A 17,966-nucleotide genomic window follows, 5' to 3' on the forward strand; every position below is an offset into this window, starting at 1 on the left:
CATAACACAATAGCCAGACCTTTGCATAAACTTCTGCAAATTGTCTGGCTATCTGCCTGTCGGGCATTCCTGCCCTTTTGTTTAATTTCGATCACTCAATCATTTTCTCATATTTTTCTGAAACTTCATCAATATCACCGTATGCGATCAGTTTTCCCTTTTCCAGGATCATCGCCTTATTGCACAGGCGCTGTACCTGCTGCAGGGAATGTGATACAAATAAAACAGTCACACCTTTATCAAACATACTGAGAACTTTTTTTTCACTCTTTTTCCTGAATTTGGCATCTCCTACGGAAAGTACCTCATCCAGAATCAGGATGTCCGGTGATATCAGCGTTGCAATGGAAAATCCAAGTCTCGCCTTCATACCGGAAGAATAGTTCTTGATCGGTACATCAATAAATTCCTTCAGCTCTGAAAACTCAACGATCTCATCAAATTTCTCTTCAATAAACTTTTTGGAATATCCAAGCATTGCTCCATAAAGGTAAATATTCTCACGACCTGTATATTGTGGATCAAATCCTGCCCCAAGTTCAAGAAGCGGTACCAGTCTTCCATTCCTGATAACCTTGCCTTCAGTAGGCTTGAATACACCTGCGATTACTTTAAGCAGAGTACTTTTTCCAGCTCCGTTCAGTCCCAGGATTCCAACACGGTCTCCCTTCTGGACTTCAAAATTCACATTCTGAAGAGCCCAGAATTCATTATATTTAATTTCTTTTTTTATGAATTTAATCAGATAATCTTTCAGGTTATCAACCTTTTCCTTGCTGAGATTAAATTTCATACTCACATTGTCTACTACAACTGCCGGTTTTCCCATTTTTCTCTCCTGTAGATCCGCAATTATATATAAAGTATAAATTCATCCTGCTTCTTTTTGAAACAGATCATTCCGATCAGAATCGACACTACACTAAATCCCAGTGCATATGCAAAATAATGCATATTCATCATCTCGCCAAACATAGCGGAACGAAAAATGCTGATTGTACAATACAGAGGATTGAATTTCAGTATCCATGAAAATCCACTTTTTAAGAGTTTAGACGGATAGTAGAAAATCGCACATGTATACATAATAATCATCAACGCTACTGACCATAAATATTCCATGTCTCTGAAAAAGACACCGATAGTAGAAAGTATCATTCCAAATCCATATGAAAGCAGCAGCAGCAATATCAGTGCAACTGGTATCTGCAGCATGTAAATAGTAGGCTGTATTCCTAATACAACACTGACGATAGCTAACACAATCAATGAAATCAAAAAGATCACATAATTATAAAGTACACTTGACAACGGGTAAATATACTTAGGCACATAAACTTTTTTGATCATTCCCGCATTTGCCCTGACTGATTTCAGAGCCCGTGTTGTGGAACTTGAAAAATAGCTGTACATCAGACGTCCGGTAAGGATATATACAGGGAATGTCTTATCCTTATTTCCAAACAGAGTACCAAACACGATCGTCAGTACCATCATGGTAAGCAATGGCTCCAAAAGGGACCAGACGATACCAAGATAGGAACGTCTGTACTTCAGTTTGATTCCTTTTTTTACAAGTTCTTTCAAAAGAAACCTGTAATGCAGAAAAGTATTTACGTATTCTTTCATAGCATCTCCAATATTCAATTTTATATTTTTTCACGCGGCTGTAAAACATAATATACCATTTTTACAAATCTGGCAACCTTATTTTTGCCAAAAAAAGATGCGCCAAAGCGCACCTTTTTCAAAAATATGTTATTCTTTGCAGCTTTCTGAATTATCGCTTAATATTGAAGGCCTGGAATCCCGGATATACAGCTGCCTCACCAAGCTCTTCCTCTATGCGGAGAAGCTGATTATATTTAGCAACACGCTCGCTTCTGGACGGTGCTCCTGTCTTAATCTGGCAGGTATTCAGTGCTACTGCAAGATCTGCGATAGTTGTATCTTCTGTCTCGCCGGAACGGTGGGAAGAAATTGCTGTGTAGCCTGCCTTGTGTGCCATCTTGATTGCTTCCAATGTCTCAGATACAGAACCGATCTGATTCAGTTTGATCAGAATAGAGTTTCCGCAGCCAAGGCTGATACCTTTTTCAAGACGCTCTGTATTTGTAACGAACAGGTCATCACCTACAAGCTGCACTTTTCCGCCGAGCTCTTTTGTCATGATCTGCCATCCTTCCCAGTCTTCCTCATCAAGACCATCCTCGATGGAGTAAATCGGGTATTTCTCGATCAGGTTCTTCCAGTGCTCAACAAGCTGGGCTGAGGTAAATTTCTTTCCGCATTTCGGAAGAACATACTCGCCCTTCTGGCTTCCCTTCCACTCACTGGATGCAGCATCCATTGCAAGAACGAAATCTTTTCCCGGCTCATATCCTGCTTTCTTTATTGCCTCAAGAATGTACTCGATGGCTTCCTCATCACTTCCAAGATCTGGCGCAAAACCACCTTCATCACCAACGCTTGTTGCAAGACCTTTCTCTTTGAGAAGTGCTGCAAGTGCATGGAAAACCTCTGTACACCAGCGAAGTCCTTCCTTGAAGCTTGGTGCTCCTGCAGGCATGATCATGAACTCCTGAACATCTACAGTGTTTGCAGCATGTGCACCGCCGTTTAAGATATTCATCATCGGAACAGGAAGTCTGTTTCCGTTCACGCCGCCAAGGAATCTGTAAAGCGAAATGTCAAGGGATATTGCTGCTGCACGTGCACATGCGATAGATACAGCAAGAATGGCATTTGCGCCAAGTTTGGATTTATCTTTTGTTCCATCTGCCTTGATCATGGCAGCGTCTACAGCATAAATATCAGATGCGTCCATTCCTGTCAACGCATTGTTGATAACTGTATTGATATTTTCAACAGCTTTGGAAACACCTTTTCCTCCGAAACGGCTCTTATCCTGATCTCTCAGCTCAAGTGCCTCGAATTCTCCTGTGGACGCTCCGCTCGGTGCTGCTCCTCTTCCGATAGTTCCATCTGCCAGATATACTTCCGCCTCTACGGTCGGATTTCCTCTTGAATCAATGATCTCTCTTCCAATGACTTTCTCGATCTCTAAATATTCCATTTGATATTTATCCTCCTGTCCGGCCTTTTCGCCCTGTCCGCAAATACTGCCCGGCCGTTATTGTCAAGGGATACGGCCCGCCACAATTATTCACGCAATAGTTAGAACCTGCTAACCAGTTATAAGTTTATCAAATCTAACTCTCGCAGTCAAGAGGAGTTATTGTCTGTTTTTTCTCATTTACGTCCTTTAGTATTATCAGAATATTTAAAGAAATCGTGTAAATTTTACGTATTGACAACTCTTTCCCTGTTATGATAATATAATCGCCGATGTCAGGCAGTATATGCCGGCCACTTTATTGCTTACCTGTAACCAAATATAATTTGGTTAAAAATCGAATATGGTTTATGACAAAAATCCTGTCATATATTGGAAACGCACATTCTCCTGAATGATTAACGAACAACACATGCTCTAAGGTTTACATTATTATTTAATCATTTTAAAGGAGGATTTTTTATGCCAAAAAACAAATTCCAGGAAGTTATTTTTACTATTATCATGGTATTTTTCATGGTTTATGCCATGATCTGCTACAACATTGTACTGAACACAGGTGCAATGACAAATCAGGTTTTCCTTTCCGCTTTTCATGAACTGACATTTATGGGACCGATTGCATTTGTTCTTGATTTCTTTATTGTATCCAAGCTTGCTTTTGCCTGCGCAAGCCGCATGGTAGATTTCCGCAGCTGCCATCCGTTCAGCATGATCCTTGCGATTTCCGTTGCTTCTGTTGCTTTCATGTGTCCGATGATGAGCTTTTTTGCAACACTTTTCTTTAAGCATGCAGGAAATCAGTTTATCGCCGTCTGGCTGCAGACAACTTTTATGAACTTCCCGGTAGCATTTTTCTGGCAGCTGATCTACGCCGGCCCGATCGTACGCTTCATCTTCAGACATATCTTTCCTGAGAAAGAAAATGCAAAAGAAGCTACATTGAATATGTAATTACAATATAAAGAAACAGAAATCAGCACAATGTTATGGAATGATTCGTTCCGCAGCAATGTGCTGATTTCTTTTATCAATAGTTTTCTTCTCTGATCTCCCTAAAATAAGAAACGCAGACAAAAGGATCCGCGTGAAAGTTTTTCTTCAGTCAATGATATCATTCTGAAAACGTGAAAGATGCTCATAGGGAAGGATCATCCTTCCGCGGAAAAGCCCGCAGCCATCATTGATCAGGCTGTTGTTCACTGCACCGAACATATTCACATCCAGCTTTGCAAGATCCAGTCCAAGAAGCTTCATGCCCCTCTCATAGGCCTCATCAAAATAGATGCATTCCCCTTCCGGAATCGCATCTCTTCTTCTGCGTTCACTTTCCTGTTTTTTCTCGTAGCTTAAATGGTTGGCAGAACCGATCTCCGCCACATCGTCCATATCCTTTGTGCGAAGCTGCACCTCCATGTAGCTTCTGGAACTGTTATCATAAAATGTAATATGTAAAGACTGATAATCATCCTCTTTATTATGACAGACATAGTCTCTGTAATAAGGTTTTGCATCCTCGCTGAGCAATGGAGAAGTACTTTCCTGAACGCCTCTGGCAGGCTCCGCGGTAAATCCTCTCTCCTCCAGAAATCCAGGAAGCACGTTCGCGATCTCATAAAGATAATGGAGTTCCTCATCCTGTGCATTCTCTCCATTTTTCAGGTGACATCTCGGCATTGCAATAACAATCCTGTATGCAATGAAATCCCGAAAGCAACTTAACCGTTCTTTGATCTGGGATACAGACGGATATTTCCCGTGATCTTTATAATAATCATAAATATATTCCACAACATATCCGTTGAATTTCTCCTCTGCACGGATCAGTGATTTGATCCTGCCTTTGAATGTAAATGCAAGAAACGGATACTCTCCGGCCATATATTTATAAAATTCCCGGATCTTTTGAGACTGGGCTGTAAGGAAATCATTATGCTCCAGAAGTTCCTGAATCTGAATCAGAAAATTACAGTGCACCAGATCAATCTCATTGTGCTTTTCTTTTGCTTCTGCTCTCAGATTCCGGATATATCTTTTCAGTATCCGAAGAAGTGTATCTCCGGAATACAGGTAATCATTTAATGTTATCATTTGTGTTTCTCTTTTCCTTTTATTCTGATTTTCTTTTGCAGGATCACATATTCACAACAACTTTCTCAACCAGTTTCCGGAAATATATTGCCACACGGTCTGCTGTCTCCTGCACTTCTTCATGATTCAGTGCCTCTTTCGAAATTCCTGCTGCCATATTAGTGATACAGGAAATTCCACAGACTTCCATTCCCATATGGCGTGCAGCCATAGCCTCGCATGCTGTACTCATTCCAACAGCATCTCCGCCCCACCTCTGAGCAAGCCTGATCTCTGCCGGAGTCTCATAGTTAGGGCCTGTAAACTGCACGTAAACGCCTTCCTGGAGTTTGATTCCGCATTCTGCCGCACATTTGCGGATCACGTCCTGAAGACGGCGGCTGTATACTTCACTCATATCCGGAAATCTTGTTCCCAGTTCATCAATATTGGGTCCGATGAGAGGACTTGGAACTCCTGTTGTGATATGATCTGTGATCAGCATAAAATCGCCGGGATGAAAAGATGGATTTGCACCTCCGGCCGCATTGGTAAGAAGAAGTTTTTTTGCCCCAAGCAGCCCCATCAGACGTATCGGAAGAACTACGTCAGACATTGGATATCCTTCATAATAATGAACACGACCCTGCATGATCACAACCGGCGTTTTCTCTACATAGCCGAATACAAAGCATCCTTTGTGCCCTTCTACTGTAGATACCGGAAATCCCTCAATATCTGTATATTTAATGATCTGTTCGATCTGGATCCGCTCTGCAAAATCACCAAGTCCAGATCCAAGAACCAGTGCGATTTCCGGTTTGAAATCTGTTTTCTTTCTTACACTTTCCAGACATGTCATTAATTTCTGATACATAGTTTCCGCTTCCTTTCTTAATTTAGCCTCTCCTTTTTCTTCTGCCCTTATGATACCATGCTGCCTGTTTTTTTACAATCCGGATATGGGAAACAGGCTCTGTTTTCCATTTAAGAAAAGCAGAGCCTGTCCTGGGATTTATCATGTTTATTTCAGGGATTCCGTTAGTTGGTTACATCTGTTTAAAAATGAATGGATTCACTCCAGTCATCAGCATCAAAAGCAATATTGCTTCGGATATCATCTTCATCATGAATGCATCCGTTCTTAGCCTCTGATGCAAGCTCATCTGCCTCAACATCCTCTTCACTTGAGAACGGTGTCTGTACAAAATTGCTGCCAAGAATCTTAAGAGGTGCCCACCAGTTGGTAGTTTTCAACTGCCCCGGGGCAACATCTCTTCTTCTCTCTTTGATAAAATAGCCTTCATCCTCAAGAGTTGCACTGAGCACTGCCATATCCTTGTAAAAATCATCTCCGACATACTCAAATGTCATCAGAATGAATTCCTCCAGCTCATAGAAAAACTGATTGCGGATTCCATGCTGCCACATAAATTTACGTGTCTTCTCTGATGGATTCAGCTGTTTCTCAAGGAATGCTTTTCTCTCTTCCGGTACAACATAAATAACCTCTTCTACCCTTCTCATATTCAGTCTACCTCCAAATATTATATTTTCTCGCACGTTTTTGATGCACTCAATATAGCATTTTTATCTCCGCATTGCTATGCACTTTTTTGATGAAAATGTTCAAATATTTCACCTTTTGATATTTTACAGTACAGCACATCTCATACTATCTGAAATATAACATTTATCGGTTTCTATGAAAAAATATACCCCATCTCATTCCATTTCGCATTTCCGAGAACAGAAGCAGAAGTTCCCATATATTGAAATCCCATCCTCTCATACATTCCAATTTTACCATCCACACAGGTAAGGATTGCTCTCTTTCTTCCCCTTGCCTGCTCCCTGGCGAGATAGCGCATCATTAGTTCTCTGGCAAGTCCCTGTCCACGGTATTCCGGAAGAACTCCCAGTCCAAGGAGCATATTGTTCTTACCATTCGGTGTGCTCAGATCTGCATCTGTGAAGAATTTATCCTGAAAAACTTCCTCATCTGTTGCAAGGCCCGTAAGATATCCTGCCAGTTTTCCTGTTTCCCGGTCTTCTGCCACAAGAAACAGCTCCGGGATTTTTTCCACCCGGTCTATAATATCCTCTCTGCTTATCGCCTCTGCCGGAGGAAAACAGATCTGCTCGAGTTCTGCCACCTGCTCTGCTTCCTCCCTGCGTATGGAACGAAATTCATATTTCTCTGATAAATTCATAATCCTTCTCCTTTGTTTTTTCCTCATCCTTATACAGGATAACATTTTTTCGGAGAAAAGCCTATCTTTTATTGTAAACTCTTATCTCAGAATCTCATCAATGGTTGAAACAGTGCTGAAAGATCCTTTATTTCTGGAAATGATCTCTTTCACTTTCTGCAGCTCAAAATAATTCACATAACAGATCAGCGTTTTGTTTTCCCCTGCGATCACCCCTGAAGAATTGATAATGGTACAGGTTTTGTTCAGTTCTTCCCTGATATCGTGGATAATGGCATCCGGATCTTTTGTGATGATCGTTACCTGTTTCAATGCCTCGAAATGATCAGTGAAATGATCGATAATGGAAGTTGCCACAATATACACAAGAAGACTTAACAGTGCAGAATCCCGGTCAAGAAGAACGAACACAGCTCCGTATACACAGGCATTGAATGCAATTAATATGTAGGAAATACTGTAATCCTTGCCGGAATGATTGTAGATTTTTTTTACAATAATATTAGCAAAGATCTCAGAGCCGTCAATACAGCCGCCATTTCGAAGGATCAGGGAAAGTCCCACGCCAAGGATCGCACCGCCGAAAGCCACTGCAATAAAATGCTCCGTATTAAGTTCAAAGGGAATTTTTTCAAAGTACGACAGGCCTATAGTATAGACAACAAAACCCACGAATGTTTTCGCAAAGAAGTATTTGCCGATCAGAATGATCCCGGCAACAAGAAACGGAAGAAAAACAAGTAATACACACAGTGACAGATTATACCCGGTCAGCTTGCTTATGATAATGGCGATTCCGGCAGTTCCATAATCAATGGCATCATTGGGAAGCAGGATACAGGCAACCGAAAAGCTGGCCAATATCGCCCCTATGATGATCATCAGATACGAAAACACTGTCTTGATTTTTTTGTTCATAAAGGCCTCCTCTTTGTAAGCAAAATTGTTTGTCAACAGTAACAAAAAAGCTGTTATAATAGACTTTTTCTATTGTAACAGCTTCGTTTTCCCTCTTTTGGAATGGGTTTATTATATTATGTTTTCTTTTTCCTGTCAATGCCACCTTAACTCTGGTATACGCCCTTCCAGTTTGCAAAAATATCGGCAGAATCCTTCAGAAAATCATAGGATATCTGGATCTCATCATCAGCAAGTGTCCTGTCACTTTCCAGGATCGGCCAGGGATTGCAGCCGCCTGCGCTTTCCCCTACCTGATCCATGGTAAAAGAGGTTCCGCAGTTCTGGCAGACCAGTTTATCACCTTCTTGTTTGTAATAACCATTTCCGGAATCATAGCAGACCTGACAGGTGTTAAACGCAGTATGGATCGTTCCATCAGAAGTCTTCACTGCGATCACTTCCATCTCTGTACCATCTACGTTTAGAGGATAAAAAGCCGCATTTTCCGTCAGTTCAGAAACCGATATGGTCAAACTCTCACCGGAGCTGATGCTGACTTCCTGATTTTCATTTTCACCTGCTGTGGAAGCTTCTTCTGCAATGTTTGTCTCTTCTTTTCCTGCACTTCCGCAGCCTGCAAATACTGTCATCGCTGCAAGAAACGCCATACCTGTTGCTATAATTTTTTTCATCTTCATTATTTACGCCTCCTCTATTACTCTGTAACATAAATCGTTCCCGTGATCATTCCCATCCAGCAGGTATAGGTATAAGTCCCTGCTTTTTCCGGGGTGAACTCGAGAGTATTTTTCCCGTTTTCAAAAGTATATTCCACACCGAAATCCCTGAGGATCATTTTATAATTGCATCCATTGATGCTGCCCTCTGGTGCCTGGATCTCCCACTTCACCGGTTCCCCCGCCTTCACTGTAATGTCCGGGTACTGCCCGGATCTCAACGTGCTGGAAACATACTGCACGCCATCTTTTTCTACTGCTGAAGTCTGGTCATCATTCTGCATATGATCTGCTTTTGCCGCTGTTTTTTCACCGGACCTGCTGCCCAAACCCGACAATGCACTTCCCTGAGACATCATAGACAAGCCCATAACAACCACCAGGATTGCTCCTGTTTTCAGGATCTGTCTGGTAAACTTTTTTCCCAGCGCAGAAAAAAGAGAACCAAATCCCAACATCAGAGGAACCGTTCCCAGACTGAAATAGAACATGGAAAAAGCTCCTGTCGCACAGCTTCCGGACGCCAGAGCAACAATCTCCATAGACTGCAGCGGCCCACAGGGCATAAAACCATTACACAGCCCAACGAAAAAAGGTGTCCTTTTTTTCCACGAAGATTTTTCTCCAGGAAACGGAATACGAATCCTCAATTTCCGAAGCCCTGGGAAAATCCCCAGCATATTTACCCCCATAACGACCATGATAATTCCAACCAGAAGTTTCAGATATCCCTGAAACGCTGAAGAAGTCTGCAGACTATCCCCGCTCCCGGCCAGGCCGCCCAAAGCTCCCAGCACGCCGCCGATCACTGTATAGGAAACAACACGACCCACATTATATGCAAAAGTATTCCAAAACATTGTCTTTGATATTCCCTCTGCGCCTGACTCTCCTTTCCGCAAGGTCTGGAAAAGATTGATCCCGCCGCACATGGCAATACAATGTACAGAAGTGATCAGTCCGATCACAAAAAGCATTCCATATCCCATTCCTGTCTCAGCAAGAGAATCCGGTGCAAGGCGGTTAAGAATTCCCCAGTGCTGCAATACCAGTAACAGAAGAGCGATCACAAAAAACTCTCCAACAGCCTGCAGAAATCGTTTTCTCCTCAATTTCTCAGTTGGGATCACCTGATACCCCAGATCCTCGATCAGTCTCCCGATCTCTTCCAACGTGATTTGCTTCGGATCATAGGAAAATTCTGCCTGTGACTGTTCATAACTGACTGTGATATCTGTAATCCCAGGTGTGGATCTCAGCGCCTTCCAGATCCTGGTCTGACAGTTGATGCAGGTCATGCCGTCAATATAAACAACCGTATGTTTCACTGTTTTACGTCCTTTCTCATAAAATTTTCCAGACAAAAAACTGTTACAATAGATCATATCTTCTACTGTAACAGCTTTTATATCCTACTTTTGCGATAGGTTTAATTATATTATTGTCTTTTTCTTCTGTCAATGGTGGCAGCTGATTTCACAGAATCTTCACGATTCGGCCACGTAACTGCGGGACTAGATCTCCACAAGCTTCTCTTCTGTAGTATCCTGAGCCATGAGCAGTACTTCCTCTGCCTTTCCCTCTTTCCATGTAAGTGGAGAGATTGCAATAGATTTAAACTGTTTCTCATCCCTGGTACAATATTCAAAACGGTAAATATCATCCGGCCCTTTCAGCATTTTCCGTATATTTTCCACTGAAAAAGCCTGCTTCAGGGTAAGATTACCGGAAACGGTCTTAAATCTGGATGCCATATACTCTACAAATTCGCAATATTTTCCCTCCGGTTTACATGCAGAGTCATTCATATTCTGACTGTAAAAATGATAAATATCCCGTTCCAGATCACATGCTACATAACAGTCAACAAGCTTCACCGTACCTTTAATCAGCTGATTCATGATCCTGTTCTGGTTGGTTATTTCCTTAAGATTTTCTTCTTTTCTTTTTACTTCTGTGACATCACTTACAAAACCCAACGCATAACGGGGCGTATCCCCGGCAGAGTCCCGGATGATCACATTTCGTATCCAGCGCATATTTCCGTTCATCAGGATCCTGCACTCCAGATTGATTTCTTCGCTTCCCTCTTCCAGCTTCCTGGCAATATAAGCCCGATCATAAAATTGTTTCATCATTTCACGGTCTTCCCAAACCACATAAGTATCCGTGAAACGACCGATCATCTCATCCCATGTGATGTTTTTCTCGAACATTCCTGCCAGCTCTCCCTCCATTTTCATGGAATCAAAACTGTTTTCTTTAAGATCCACATAATATTCACAGAGGTTGGCTTTCGTGTATGCGCGGTGAAAAGCATCTGCTCTCCTAGTGTACTGCGCTGCTTTTTTCTCTTTATCAATATTTACAAAAATTCCCACCATATGAAAAGCGGTTCCATCCGCACAGCGGCTGACTTCGCCCTTGTCCCTGAACCACTGATAACTGCCGTCTGCCAGACGCATCCGGTATTCCACATCATATTTTGTCTCGTCTGTACAATCCCGAAAAGCATCATAAAAAGCCCTGTCAACCATTTCAATATCACCGGGATGGACTCCTGCTTGCCAGGTTTCCAGGCTGTCGGGAAAATCCAGTATATTGTGGTATCCCAGCATTTTTCGAAATTCATAACTAAAAAAAACATCTGTGGGTTTTCCATGCTGATCACATTTCACAGACCAGAAGCCTGAGCTTATGACCTGGTTGACCAGCTGCATGTTTTCCTGCATCTCATCAATATGAGCAGACAAAATCCAGAGCGGTGTTCCCTCATTGTCAAAGGAATCTGTTTTATAGGCACGTATTTTCACAGGTGCTCCTTCTTTATTCAGCATCTTTACATCCTCTGAACCATGAATCTTCACCAAACGCTCATTCCGAATAAAATCATCATTCTCACCACAGAATACATTTTTCAGTGATCCCGAAACCACTTCCATAAATTCTTCATAACCGTATCCCAGATTATGCAGAAAAAATTCACTCACATATGCTATGGTAAGATCCTCGTCATAATAACCGGCTATAATGCCTACCGCCTGATTATCTTCAAGGGCAATACTTATGGCAGCATATGACTCCCTGCAAAGCTTAAAATCACCAGACGAATATAATTTTTCTCCTTTAAACAACTCCGTATTCATCAATCATTCACTCCGTATTCCCAACTGCAGCAGTTTTCCCGAGTTTGATCCATGACGCACGGGCATATACTCTCACGTATTTTTACACACTAAAAAAAACAGGGTCAGGATATAGACATGCAACTATACCGTTCCCTGTTTCTAATCCCTGCAACTGGCTGCCATTTTAAAGGCCCTATAGCTTTGCGTCACAGCTTTTCAACTGCTTTGCCCATATATTCTTTTCTTAGATCTGTACTATTATACCCTTACTTACAGGCACTGTCAACAGCTCTTCCTGATTTATCTGAGCTGCTTTTTTAAATCTGATACCAACGGATCTCATTGGCCTCCAGATGAAGGTCAAAGCTGCTTCCATCGCCTGTGTAAACAACAGTATCCTGTGGCTCATAAGTGTTGTTTACCACACAGTATTTACCATTTTCTACATAAGCGTGCACTTCCACATTGTAATTGGAAGAAAACCAGCAGTGAAGTTCCTCCTCTGCCGCCGCAGACCAGAGCACCGCCCTGTAAAGGACACGGCTGTTGCAGAAGCTGTAAGGAAGTCCGCTGATATAAACGCCGCGTCCTTTTCCAAATGTTTTTACTGCCATCTGCACCTCCTGGTCTTTCTGGATCAGGATTTCTGTCTCAGGCAGTGCAAAAATATTCTTTTTTCCTTCGCCAAAATCTACAGTTCCGTCTGTATCTTCCAGGATAAAATGGTTCTTATGCTCTTCCCAGTTATACTTATCTGTGTTGAGATTAAATCCTCGTTCTTCCTCCACACCTAAAATATCATCCAGCTGGAAGAATTTTCCCTGCCACTGATGAGCAGCCGGTTCCCCTACACCAATGAAACCGCCGCCATTATAAACAAATTTTCTCACAGCTGTAAGGATCTCAGGATCAGCCCAGTTCGCTCCGCCGGACTGTGCAGTGTCCGCGTCTCCCACATTGATGATCACATCGAAATCTTTTAAAATATCTTTGTTCTCACGGATATCGTCAAAACTGATAAAAGAAACATCAAATGGTGCACCGCTTAAGGCCTCGATAATTCCGAAATACGAATAATTCTGCTTGTAATAGATTGCATGATGTACCATATGGTTACCCCAGGAGCGCATTTTTCCCCAGCAGTTCAGGACTGCCACACGTTTCACGCAGTAAGGTGTTGTTCCCCGGATATTGTCATAAAGCACACGGAATTCCTGGCAGACTTCTTTAATATACTGTACAAAATCCGGGAACTCCAGAGCCAGCTTCAGATAACCGCCGTAACCGATTCTCTGGATCGGGCTTCGGAGAATCGCTCTTCTTGCTGTCACCCAGTTTACTTTCGCTTCTTTTACAGGATCGCCACCTTCATGGAAAGTATCCGGGAAAAAGTATGGCAGAAATCTTCCTTCTGTATATTTCACATTTTTAATATCGCTGAACAGCCGCAATGTTGCGCCATTTCCAACACTTCCCACAACTGCATCCAGTCCGATAGAAGCAAACTCGTCCATAAAAGGCTCCATGCCGATCCAGTGATCTCCCATAAACATCATGGCTTCCTTTCCATATTCATGGACAATATCTACCATTTCTTTTGCAAGCTTGGCAACTTCTCTTCTCTGGAATGCCTGGAAATCTTTAAATTCCTTTGACGGAATACGGTATGTATTGTTCATATATCCCTGATCAATAATGAATTCCGGACGGAATCTGTATCCCACTTCTTTTTCAAACTGCTCCAGAATATATGGACTCACTGACGCGGAATAACCGAACCAGTCTACATATTTTTCTCTGGCAAGCTCATCGAAGATCAGGGTAAACTGATGGAAAAATGTTGTAAAACGCACCACCTTCACATAATCATGGGAATCCAGAAATCTTCTCAGTCGTTCCAGGGAATGTGCACGTGTTGCAGGCTGACGCACATCAAAGGTGATCTGCGGCTCCACATCCTTCCAGTCATTGACTACTGCATTGTACATATGTACAGGGTCCCACATAATATACGCCAGAAAACTTACAGTATACTCATGAAATTCTTTGGCTGGTCTGATCACAATATTTCCTGATTTTTCATCATAAGTCCAGTCTTCTGTGCTCACGTTTTCCCCTGTGGTACGATCGATAACCTCCCACCAGCGTTTAATATCATCTCTGGTATTTACAGCCAGCATATCCGGATACAGATGATCCATCAGATGGATTTCCAGCGTATCGGAAACTGCTGTGTGAAAAGCTGTCATGATATACATCTGCTGGATTTCTTCCGGATGTGCCTTTGCCCAGGCATTATCTTTTCTGGTTGTGTAGTATGTGGCATAGATCTTGGCTCCCGTCTCTTTCAGCTCTGCCGGAAATTCCGTTCCGTCACAGTCGCGGATAGCATCTGCTCCCCATTCATCCAGCATTTCCAGAGTTTCAGGGATCACATCAAGGTCTGTAGGGATCGTTACCCTTCCTTTTGTCTCTTTCATTTTTGTTCTACCTCCATTATATTTTTTCAGGAAAATCATCTATTTCTGATATCTGTGCACAATTTCCTGCATGATATCCCATTTCTGTTCCATATCTTTTACCAGCTTAAACTGAGTCCGGCATCTGTCCAGATTATGCTCTTCCCGGTCGATCTTGTAATAATGGTCTCCTTCCAGATAATCGGTAAGAAAACGGATACCACATTCATAAGTCATCACCTTGGCTCCCATTGGAAGAAGCTCGATTTCTTTCCTGGTAAGCTTATCTCCGCAGCTTTCCAGAAATCCTTTCACATAAGCTTCATACAATTTCATATTACAGGAAACTTTGCTTAAGTCTTTTTCATCCTCAAGTGCTGTGCTGGCTCCAAAACGGATGGCATCACCGAAATCATTCATGGCAAGCCCAGGCATCACAGTATCCAGATCCACCACGCAGATGCCTTTTCCCGTTGCAAGATCGATCATAACATTATTCAGTTTCGTGTCATTGTGGGTGACTCTTAAGGGAAGTTCTCCTTTCCGCAAAAGATCTCCGAACACATCGGCTATCTCTTCATGTTCTAACGCGAAATTGATTTCTTTCTGCACGCCGGATGCCCTGTGGCAGACATCTTCTTTCACAGCATTTTTTAATGCCTGGAGACGTTTCTTTGTATCGTGGAAATCCCGGATCGTCTCATGAAGTGTTTCAGCAGGATAGTCTGCCAGCATTTCCTGGAATCTCCCAAATGCAACCGCACTTTCATAAAAATCTTCCGGTTTCTCCACAAGATCATAGCTTACTGCATCTGTAATGAAAATATAGGATCTCCAGTACGCTCCGTTCTCATCAATCAGATATGTTTTTCCATCTTTTGCAGGGATCAGATTCAGAACTTCACGTTCCGGATCCCCTCCATTCTCAATGATCTTACATCTCAGATGCTCTGTCACCCCTGCAATATTGTCCATCAGTTCTTCGGGATTTTTAAATATATCACCGTTGATCTTCTGTAATATCACCTTAATGGAACCCATATTTCCAATTCTGTATTTCAGAAGATAGGTTCCATTGATATGCCCGCTTCCGCAGGGTCTGCATGAAACAAGCTCCCCTGTAAAATCAAAACCGTCTGCAATCTTTTTTATCTGTTCTTTTAATGTTTCCTTCATATTACCTTCTCTTTTTGCCCCCCCCTACATTACCAAAAAGCATATCAGTCTCCGGCCAATATGCTTTCTGATATTTTTATTTTTTGCGTTTGAGAATCCTGGTCTGCAGCGGACTCATATTCTCACTGTCTGTTCCATAGATAACTTCATATTCTTCCGGCACAGATACTGTCTGCGTTTTTCCGGCAAAATTCTGGATAAAAAGATACTCTGTATCTTCCGTCTCCCTGGTTGTCACGGAAACACCTCCCGGCACAAACTCAAGTGGTGTATCCACTCCTGCCTCATCTGCAGCGCGGCCGAAGAAATCTTCATAAAAAGCAGCTTCCATATCTGCTGCAACATAATAAACATGGCCTTTTCCATATTTTTTATGTGTCAGGACCGGATATCCCTGATAAAAATCCTCGCTATAACGCATCATCACTTCTGCATCCGAAACTTTCGCAAGCTCACATAGATTTTTACAGGTATAAGTCTTTGTAATTCCAAGATGATTTCCGGTTTCCGGGATTCCGTGATTTTCTTCCCAGTCATAAAGCGCATCGATCTCTTCTGTACGGATACCGGCAGCTTCCATCAGTCCGTTAGGTGTACCTTCAAGATAACATTTATCCGTCTCATCTACAAGACCTGACCAGTAGGAAATTACAAGTGTACCGCCATTTTCTGCAAAGGTGCAAAGTTTTTCTGCATAACCATGATAGAACATATAGGCCATTGGCACTGTCAACAATTTATAATCTGAAAGATCATGTTCCATCGTAATAATATCCGTATTGCAGCCCTTTCTTCGAAGTGCACGGTACTGTTTCTGCACACATTCCTGATAGTGCATATCCTCGTTCCGCGGTCCCTGGGCATCTTTCAGTGCCCAGTCATTTTCTCTGTCATAGAGAACTGCTACCTGGCATTTTATTTCGCTTCCAACAATCTCCCGGATCTGTTCCAGTGCCTCTCCAACCTCTGTAACCTCGCGGAAAACTCTGGTATCGTCGCCACCGTAATGATCGATCACAGCACCATGAAATTTCTCAGATGCTCCCTGGCTCTGTCGAAGCTGAAAATACAGCACACTGTCTGAACCATGGGCAACTGCCTGGAGGGACGCCGCCAGATGCATTCCCGGCTTCTTCAGTTTGTTGATGGGCTTCCAGTTGGTTGCAGAAGGACAGGATTCCATCAAAAGGAACGGTGCTTTCCTGATGCTTCGCATAAGGTCGTGCCTGCATGGCTCCGTCAACAGCTGTCGTATATTCGTCTTTTTTATGCCAGCTTGGATAATTATCCCAGGATACGATATCCATGACATCTTTAAATTTCTTATAATCCAGTCCATTATAATCGTACATCAGGTTCGCTGTTGCAGGAAGCTCTGATCCACCTGCACGGATCGCAGAAATCTCATGTCTCATAAAATCTACTGTCCGGTCTGTGACAAAACGCTTCCAGTCAAGGGTCAGCGCATGGAGGGCGTTTTCCCCTTTTGGTGAAGGGCTTTCGATCTGGTCAAAACTGTTATAAGTATGGCTCCAGAATGTTGTACACCAGCTGGAATTTAAATTCTCAATAGTTCCGTATTTCTCTTTCAGCCATTCCCTGAATTTTTCCTGGCACAAAGGACAGTGGCATTCACCGCCGTATTCATTCGAAATATGCCAGAGAATTACTGCCGGATGTTTGCCGAGGTGTTCGGAAAGTTTCTTATTTATATTGTAAATCTTTTCCCTGTATACCGGAGACGTGTAACAGTGGTTATGCCTTCCGCCAAAAAATCTTCTTGTCCTGTCCGGATCCACACGGAGAACTTCTTCATATTTATCTGCCATCCATTTAGGCCTTGCTCCGGATGGTGTTGAAAGAATCGTGTAAATGCCTTCTTTATAAAGATTATTGATCACATCTTCCAGCCAGTCAAAATTATATCTTCCTTCTTCCGGTTCCAATACAGCCCAGGAAAACATTCCCATGGAAACGGTATTGATATGTGCCTTCTTAAAATATTCAATGTCTTTTTTCAGAATGTCCGGTCTGTCAAGCCACTGCTCCGGGTTGTAATCACCGCCATGCAGAAAATGGTCATATCTGATCTGCTTTGCCATTTTTTTCTTTCTCCTTATATTTTTATTATGACACTTTATAAAAAGGATGCTGCGTGATCCACTTGAAGCATATTATACAATATACCTACAGATTTCGACAGCATC

Annotated in this window: 15 protein-coding genes, 1 pseudogene and 1 riboswitch; of the genes and pseudogenes, 1 reads left to right on the top strand and 15 read right to left on the bottom strand. The window is 42.4% G+C overall.

From position 1 onward, the window contains the following. Positions 1-91: 91 nt before the first annotated feature. The 3 genes from AC04Q4_RS06415 to eno all read right to left on the bottom strand — a co-directional run bounded on the left by AC04Q4_RS06415 (position 92) and on the right by eno (position 3,076). Positions 92-829, bottom strand: a complete 738-nt coding sequence (locus tag AC04Q4_RS06415) for an ABC transporter ATP-binding protein (protein ID WP_119240595.1) — start codon at positions 827-829, stop codon at positions 92-94. A 23-nt stretch (positions 830-852) separates the two neighbouring features. After that, the gene (locus tag AC04Q4_RS06420; protein ID WP_119240596.1) at positions 853-1,629 is read right to left on the bottom strand and encodes an ABC transporter permease; all 777 of its coding nucleotides are present in this window, start codon (positions 1,627-1,629) and stop codon (positions 853-855) included. Between the two features lie 151 nt (positions 1,630-1,780). Further along, a complete protein-coding gene (gene eno, locus AC04Q4_RS06425) occupies positions 1,781-3,076 on the bottom strand; it encodes a phosphopyruvate hydratase (protein ID WP_173738401.1) in 1,296 nt (431 codons plus the stop codon). Between the two features lie 462 nt (positions 3,077-3,538). On the opposite strand from eno, the gene AC04Q4_RS06430 reads away from it, so the two are divergent. Further along, positions 3,539-4,030 (top strand): DUF2798 domain-containing protein, encoded by a 492-nt coding sequence (locus tag AC04Q4_RS06430; protein WP_173738400.1) that lies wholly within the window; start codon positions 3,539-3,541, stop codon positions 4,028-4,030. Between the two features lie 147 nt (positions 4,031-4,177). On the opposite strand, the gene AC04Q4_RS06435 is transcribed toward AC04Q4_RS06430, so the two are convergent. The 12 genes and pseudogenes from AC04Q4_RS06435 to AC04Q4_RS06490 form a co-directional block, all read right to left on the bottom strand. After that, positions 4,178-5,167, bottom strand: coding sequence for a nucleotidyltransferase family protein (locus tag AC04Q4_RS06435; RefSeq protein WP_173738399.1), 990 nt, complete (start codon positions 5,165-5,167; stop codon positions 4,178-4,180). A gap of 43 nt (positions 5,168-5,210) precedes the next feature. Further along, positions 5,211-6,023 carry a purine-nucleoside phosphorylase gene (locus tag AC04Q4_RS06440; RefSeq protein WP_173738398.1) on the bottom strand — a complete coding sequence of 271 codons (813 nt, stop codon included), beginning with the start codon at positions 6,021-6,023 and terminating at the stop codon, positions 5,211-5,213. 182 nt (positions 6,024-6,205) lie between these two features. Continuing rightward, a complete protein-coding gene (locus tag AC04Q4_RS06445; RefSeq protein ID WP_173738397.1) occupies positions 6,206-6,673 on the bottom strand; it encodes a hypothetical protein in 468 nt (155 codons plus the stop codon). A gap of 176 nt (positions 6,674-6,849) precedes the next feature. After that, on the bottom strand, positions 6,850-7,359 hold the full coding sequence (locus AC04Q4_RS06450) for a GNAT family N-acetyltransferase (protein WP_173755404.1): 510 nt from the start codon (positions 7,357-7,359) through the stop codon (positions 6,850-6,852). Between the two features lie 81 nt (positions 7,360-7,440). Then, positions 7,441-8,277, bottom strand: a complete 837-nt coding sequence (locus AC04Q4_RS06455) for a YitT family protein (RefSeq protein WP_119240602.1) — start codon at positions 8,275-8,277, stop codon at positions 7,441-7,443. Positions 8,278-8,423: 146 nt separating this feature from the next. Continuing rightward, positions 8,424-8,957 carry a DUF2318 domain-containing protein gene (locus AC04Q4_RS06460; RefSeq protein WP_243873882.1) on the bottom strand — a complete coding sequence of 178 codons (534 nt, stop codon included), beginning with the start codon at positions 8,955-8,957 and terminating at the stop codon, positions 8,424-8,426. Between the two features lie 17 nt (positions 8,958-8,974). Further along, positions 8,975-10,324 carry an urease accessory protein UreH domain-containing protein gene (locus AC04Q4_RS06465; RefSeq protein WP_173739125.1) on the bottom strand — a complete coding sequence of 450 codons (1,350 nt, stop codon included), beginning with the start codon at positions 10,322-10,324 and terminating at the stop codon, positions 8,975-8,977. A gap of 186 nt (positions 10,325-10,510) precedes the next feature. Further along, positions 10,511-12,142: a PAS domain-containing protein gene (locus tag AC04Q4_RS06470; protein WP_173739124.1), complete on the bottom strand. Its 1,632-nt coding sequence runs from the start codon at positions 12,140-12,142 to the stop codon at positions 10,511-10,513. A 146-nt stretch (positions 12,143-12,288) separates the two neighbouring features. Continuing rightward, positions 12,289-12,364, bottom strand: a riboswitch (cyclic di-GMP riboswitch). A 77-nt stretch (positions 12,365-12,441) separates the two neighbouring features. Continuing rightward, the gene (gene gnpA / locus AC04Q4_RS06475) at positions 12,442-14,604 is read right to left on the bottom strand and encodes a 1,3-beta-galactosyl-N-acetylhexosamine phosphorylase (RefSeq protein ID WP_119240610.1); all 2,163 of its coding nucleotides are present in this window, start codon (positions 14,602-14,604) and stop codon (positions 12,442-12,444) included. A 39-nt stretch (positions 14,605-14,643) separates the two neighbouring features. Beyond that, positions 14,644-15,759, bottom strand: a complete 1,116-nt coding sequence (locus AC04Q4_RS06480) for a phosphotransferase enzyme family protein (RefSeq protein WP_173739123.1) — start codon at positions 15,757-15,759, stop codon at positions 14,644-14,646. A 76-nt stretch (positions 15,760-15,835) separates the two neighbouring features. Then, the gene (locus AC04Q4_RS06485) at positions 15,836-16,090 is read right to left on the bottom strand and encodes a Beta-galactosidase C-terminal domain (RefSeq protein WP_476389086.1); all 255 of its coding nucleotides are present in this window, start codon (positions 16,088-16,090) and stop codon (positions 15,836-15,838) included. Positions 16,091-16,093: 3 nt separating this feature from the next. Next, a pseudogene (locus AC04Q4_RS06490) lies at positions 16,094-17,861 on the bottom strand (beta-galactosidase); the annotation flags it as partial. Positions 17,862-17,966: the final 105 nt, after the last annotated feature.

The sequence above is a fragment of the Blautia sp. HA8986 genome (genome assembly GCF_056504635.1).

Bases quoted from the DNA above. Each gene is read 5' to 3' on its own strand.
- AC04Q4_RS06415 (WP_119240595.1), bottom strand. From the start codon at position 829: ATGGGAAAACCGGCAGTTGTAGTAGACAATGTGAGTATGAAATTTAAT.
- AC04Q4_RS06420 (WP_119240596.1), bottom strand. From the start codon at position 1,629: ATGAAAGAATACGTAAATACTTTTCTGCATTACAGGTTTCTTTTGAAA.
- eno (WP_173738401.1), bottom strand. From the start codon at position 3,076: ATGGAATATTTAGAGATCGAGAAAGTCATTGGAAGAGAGATCATTGAT.
- AC04Q4_RS06430 (WP_173738400.1), top strand. From the start codon at position 3,539: ATGCCAAAAAACAAATTCCAGGAAGTTATTTTTACTATTATCATGGTA.
- AC04Q4_RS06435 (WP_173738399.1), bottom strand. From the start codon at position 5,167: ATGATAACATTAAATGATTACCTGTATTCCGGAGATACACTTCTTCGG.
- AC04Q4_RS06440 (WP_173738398.1), bottom strand. From the start codon at position 6,023: ATGTATCAGAAATTAATGACATGTCTGGAAAGTGTAAGAAAGAAAACA.
- AC04Q4_RS06445 (WP_173738397.1), bottom strand. From the start codon at position 6,673: ATGAGAAGGGTAGAAGAGGTTATTTATGTTGTACCGGAAGAGAGAAAA.
- AC04Q4_RS06450 (WP_173755404.1), bottom strand. From the start codon at position 7,359: ATGAATTTATCAGAGAAATATGAATTTCGTTCCATACGCAGGGAGGAA.
- AC04Q4_RS06455 (WP_119240602.1), bottom strand. From the start codon at position 8,277: ATGAACAAAAAAATCAAGACAGTGTTTTCGTATCTGATGATCATCATA.
- AC04Q4_RS06460 (WP_243873882.1), bottom strand. From the start codon at position 8,957: ATGAAGATGAAAAAAATTATAGCAACAGGTATGGCGTTTCTTGCAGCG.
- AC04Q4_RS06470 (WP_173739124.1), bottom strand. From the start codon at position 12,142: ATGAATACGGAGTTGTTTAAAGGAGAAAAATTATATTCGTCTGGTGAT.
- gnpA (WP_119240610.1), bottom strand. From the start codon at position 14,604: ATGAAAGAGACAAAAGGAAGGGTAACGATCCCTACAGACCTTGATGTG.
- AC04Q4_RS06480 (WP_173739123.1), bottom strand. From the start codon at position 15,759: ATGAAGGAAACATTAAAAGAACAGATAAAAAAGATTGCAGACGGTTTT.
- AC04Q4_RS06485 (WP_476389086.1), bottom strand. From the start codon at position 16,090: ATGGAAGCTGCTTTTTATGAAGATTTCTTCGGCCGCGCTGCAGATGAG.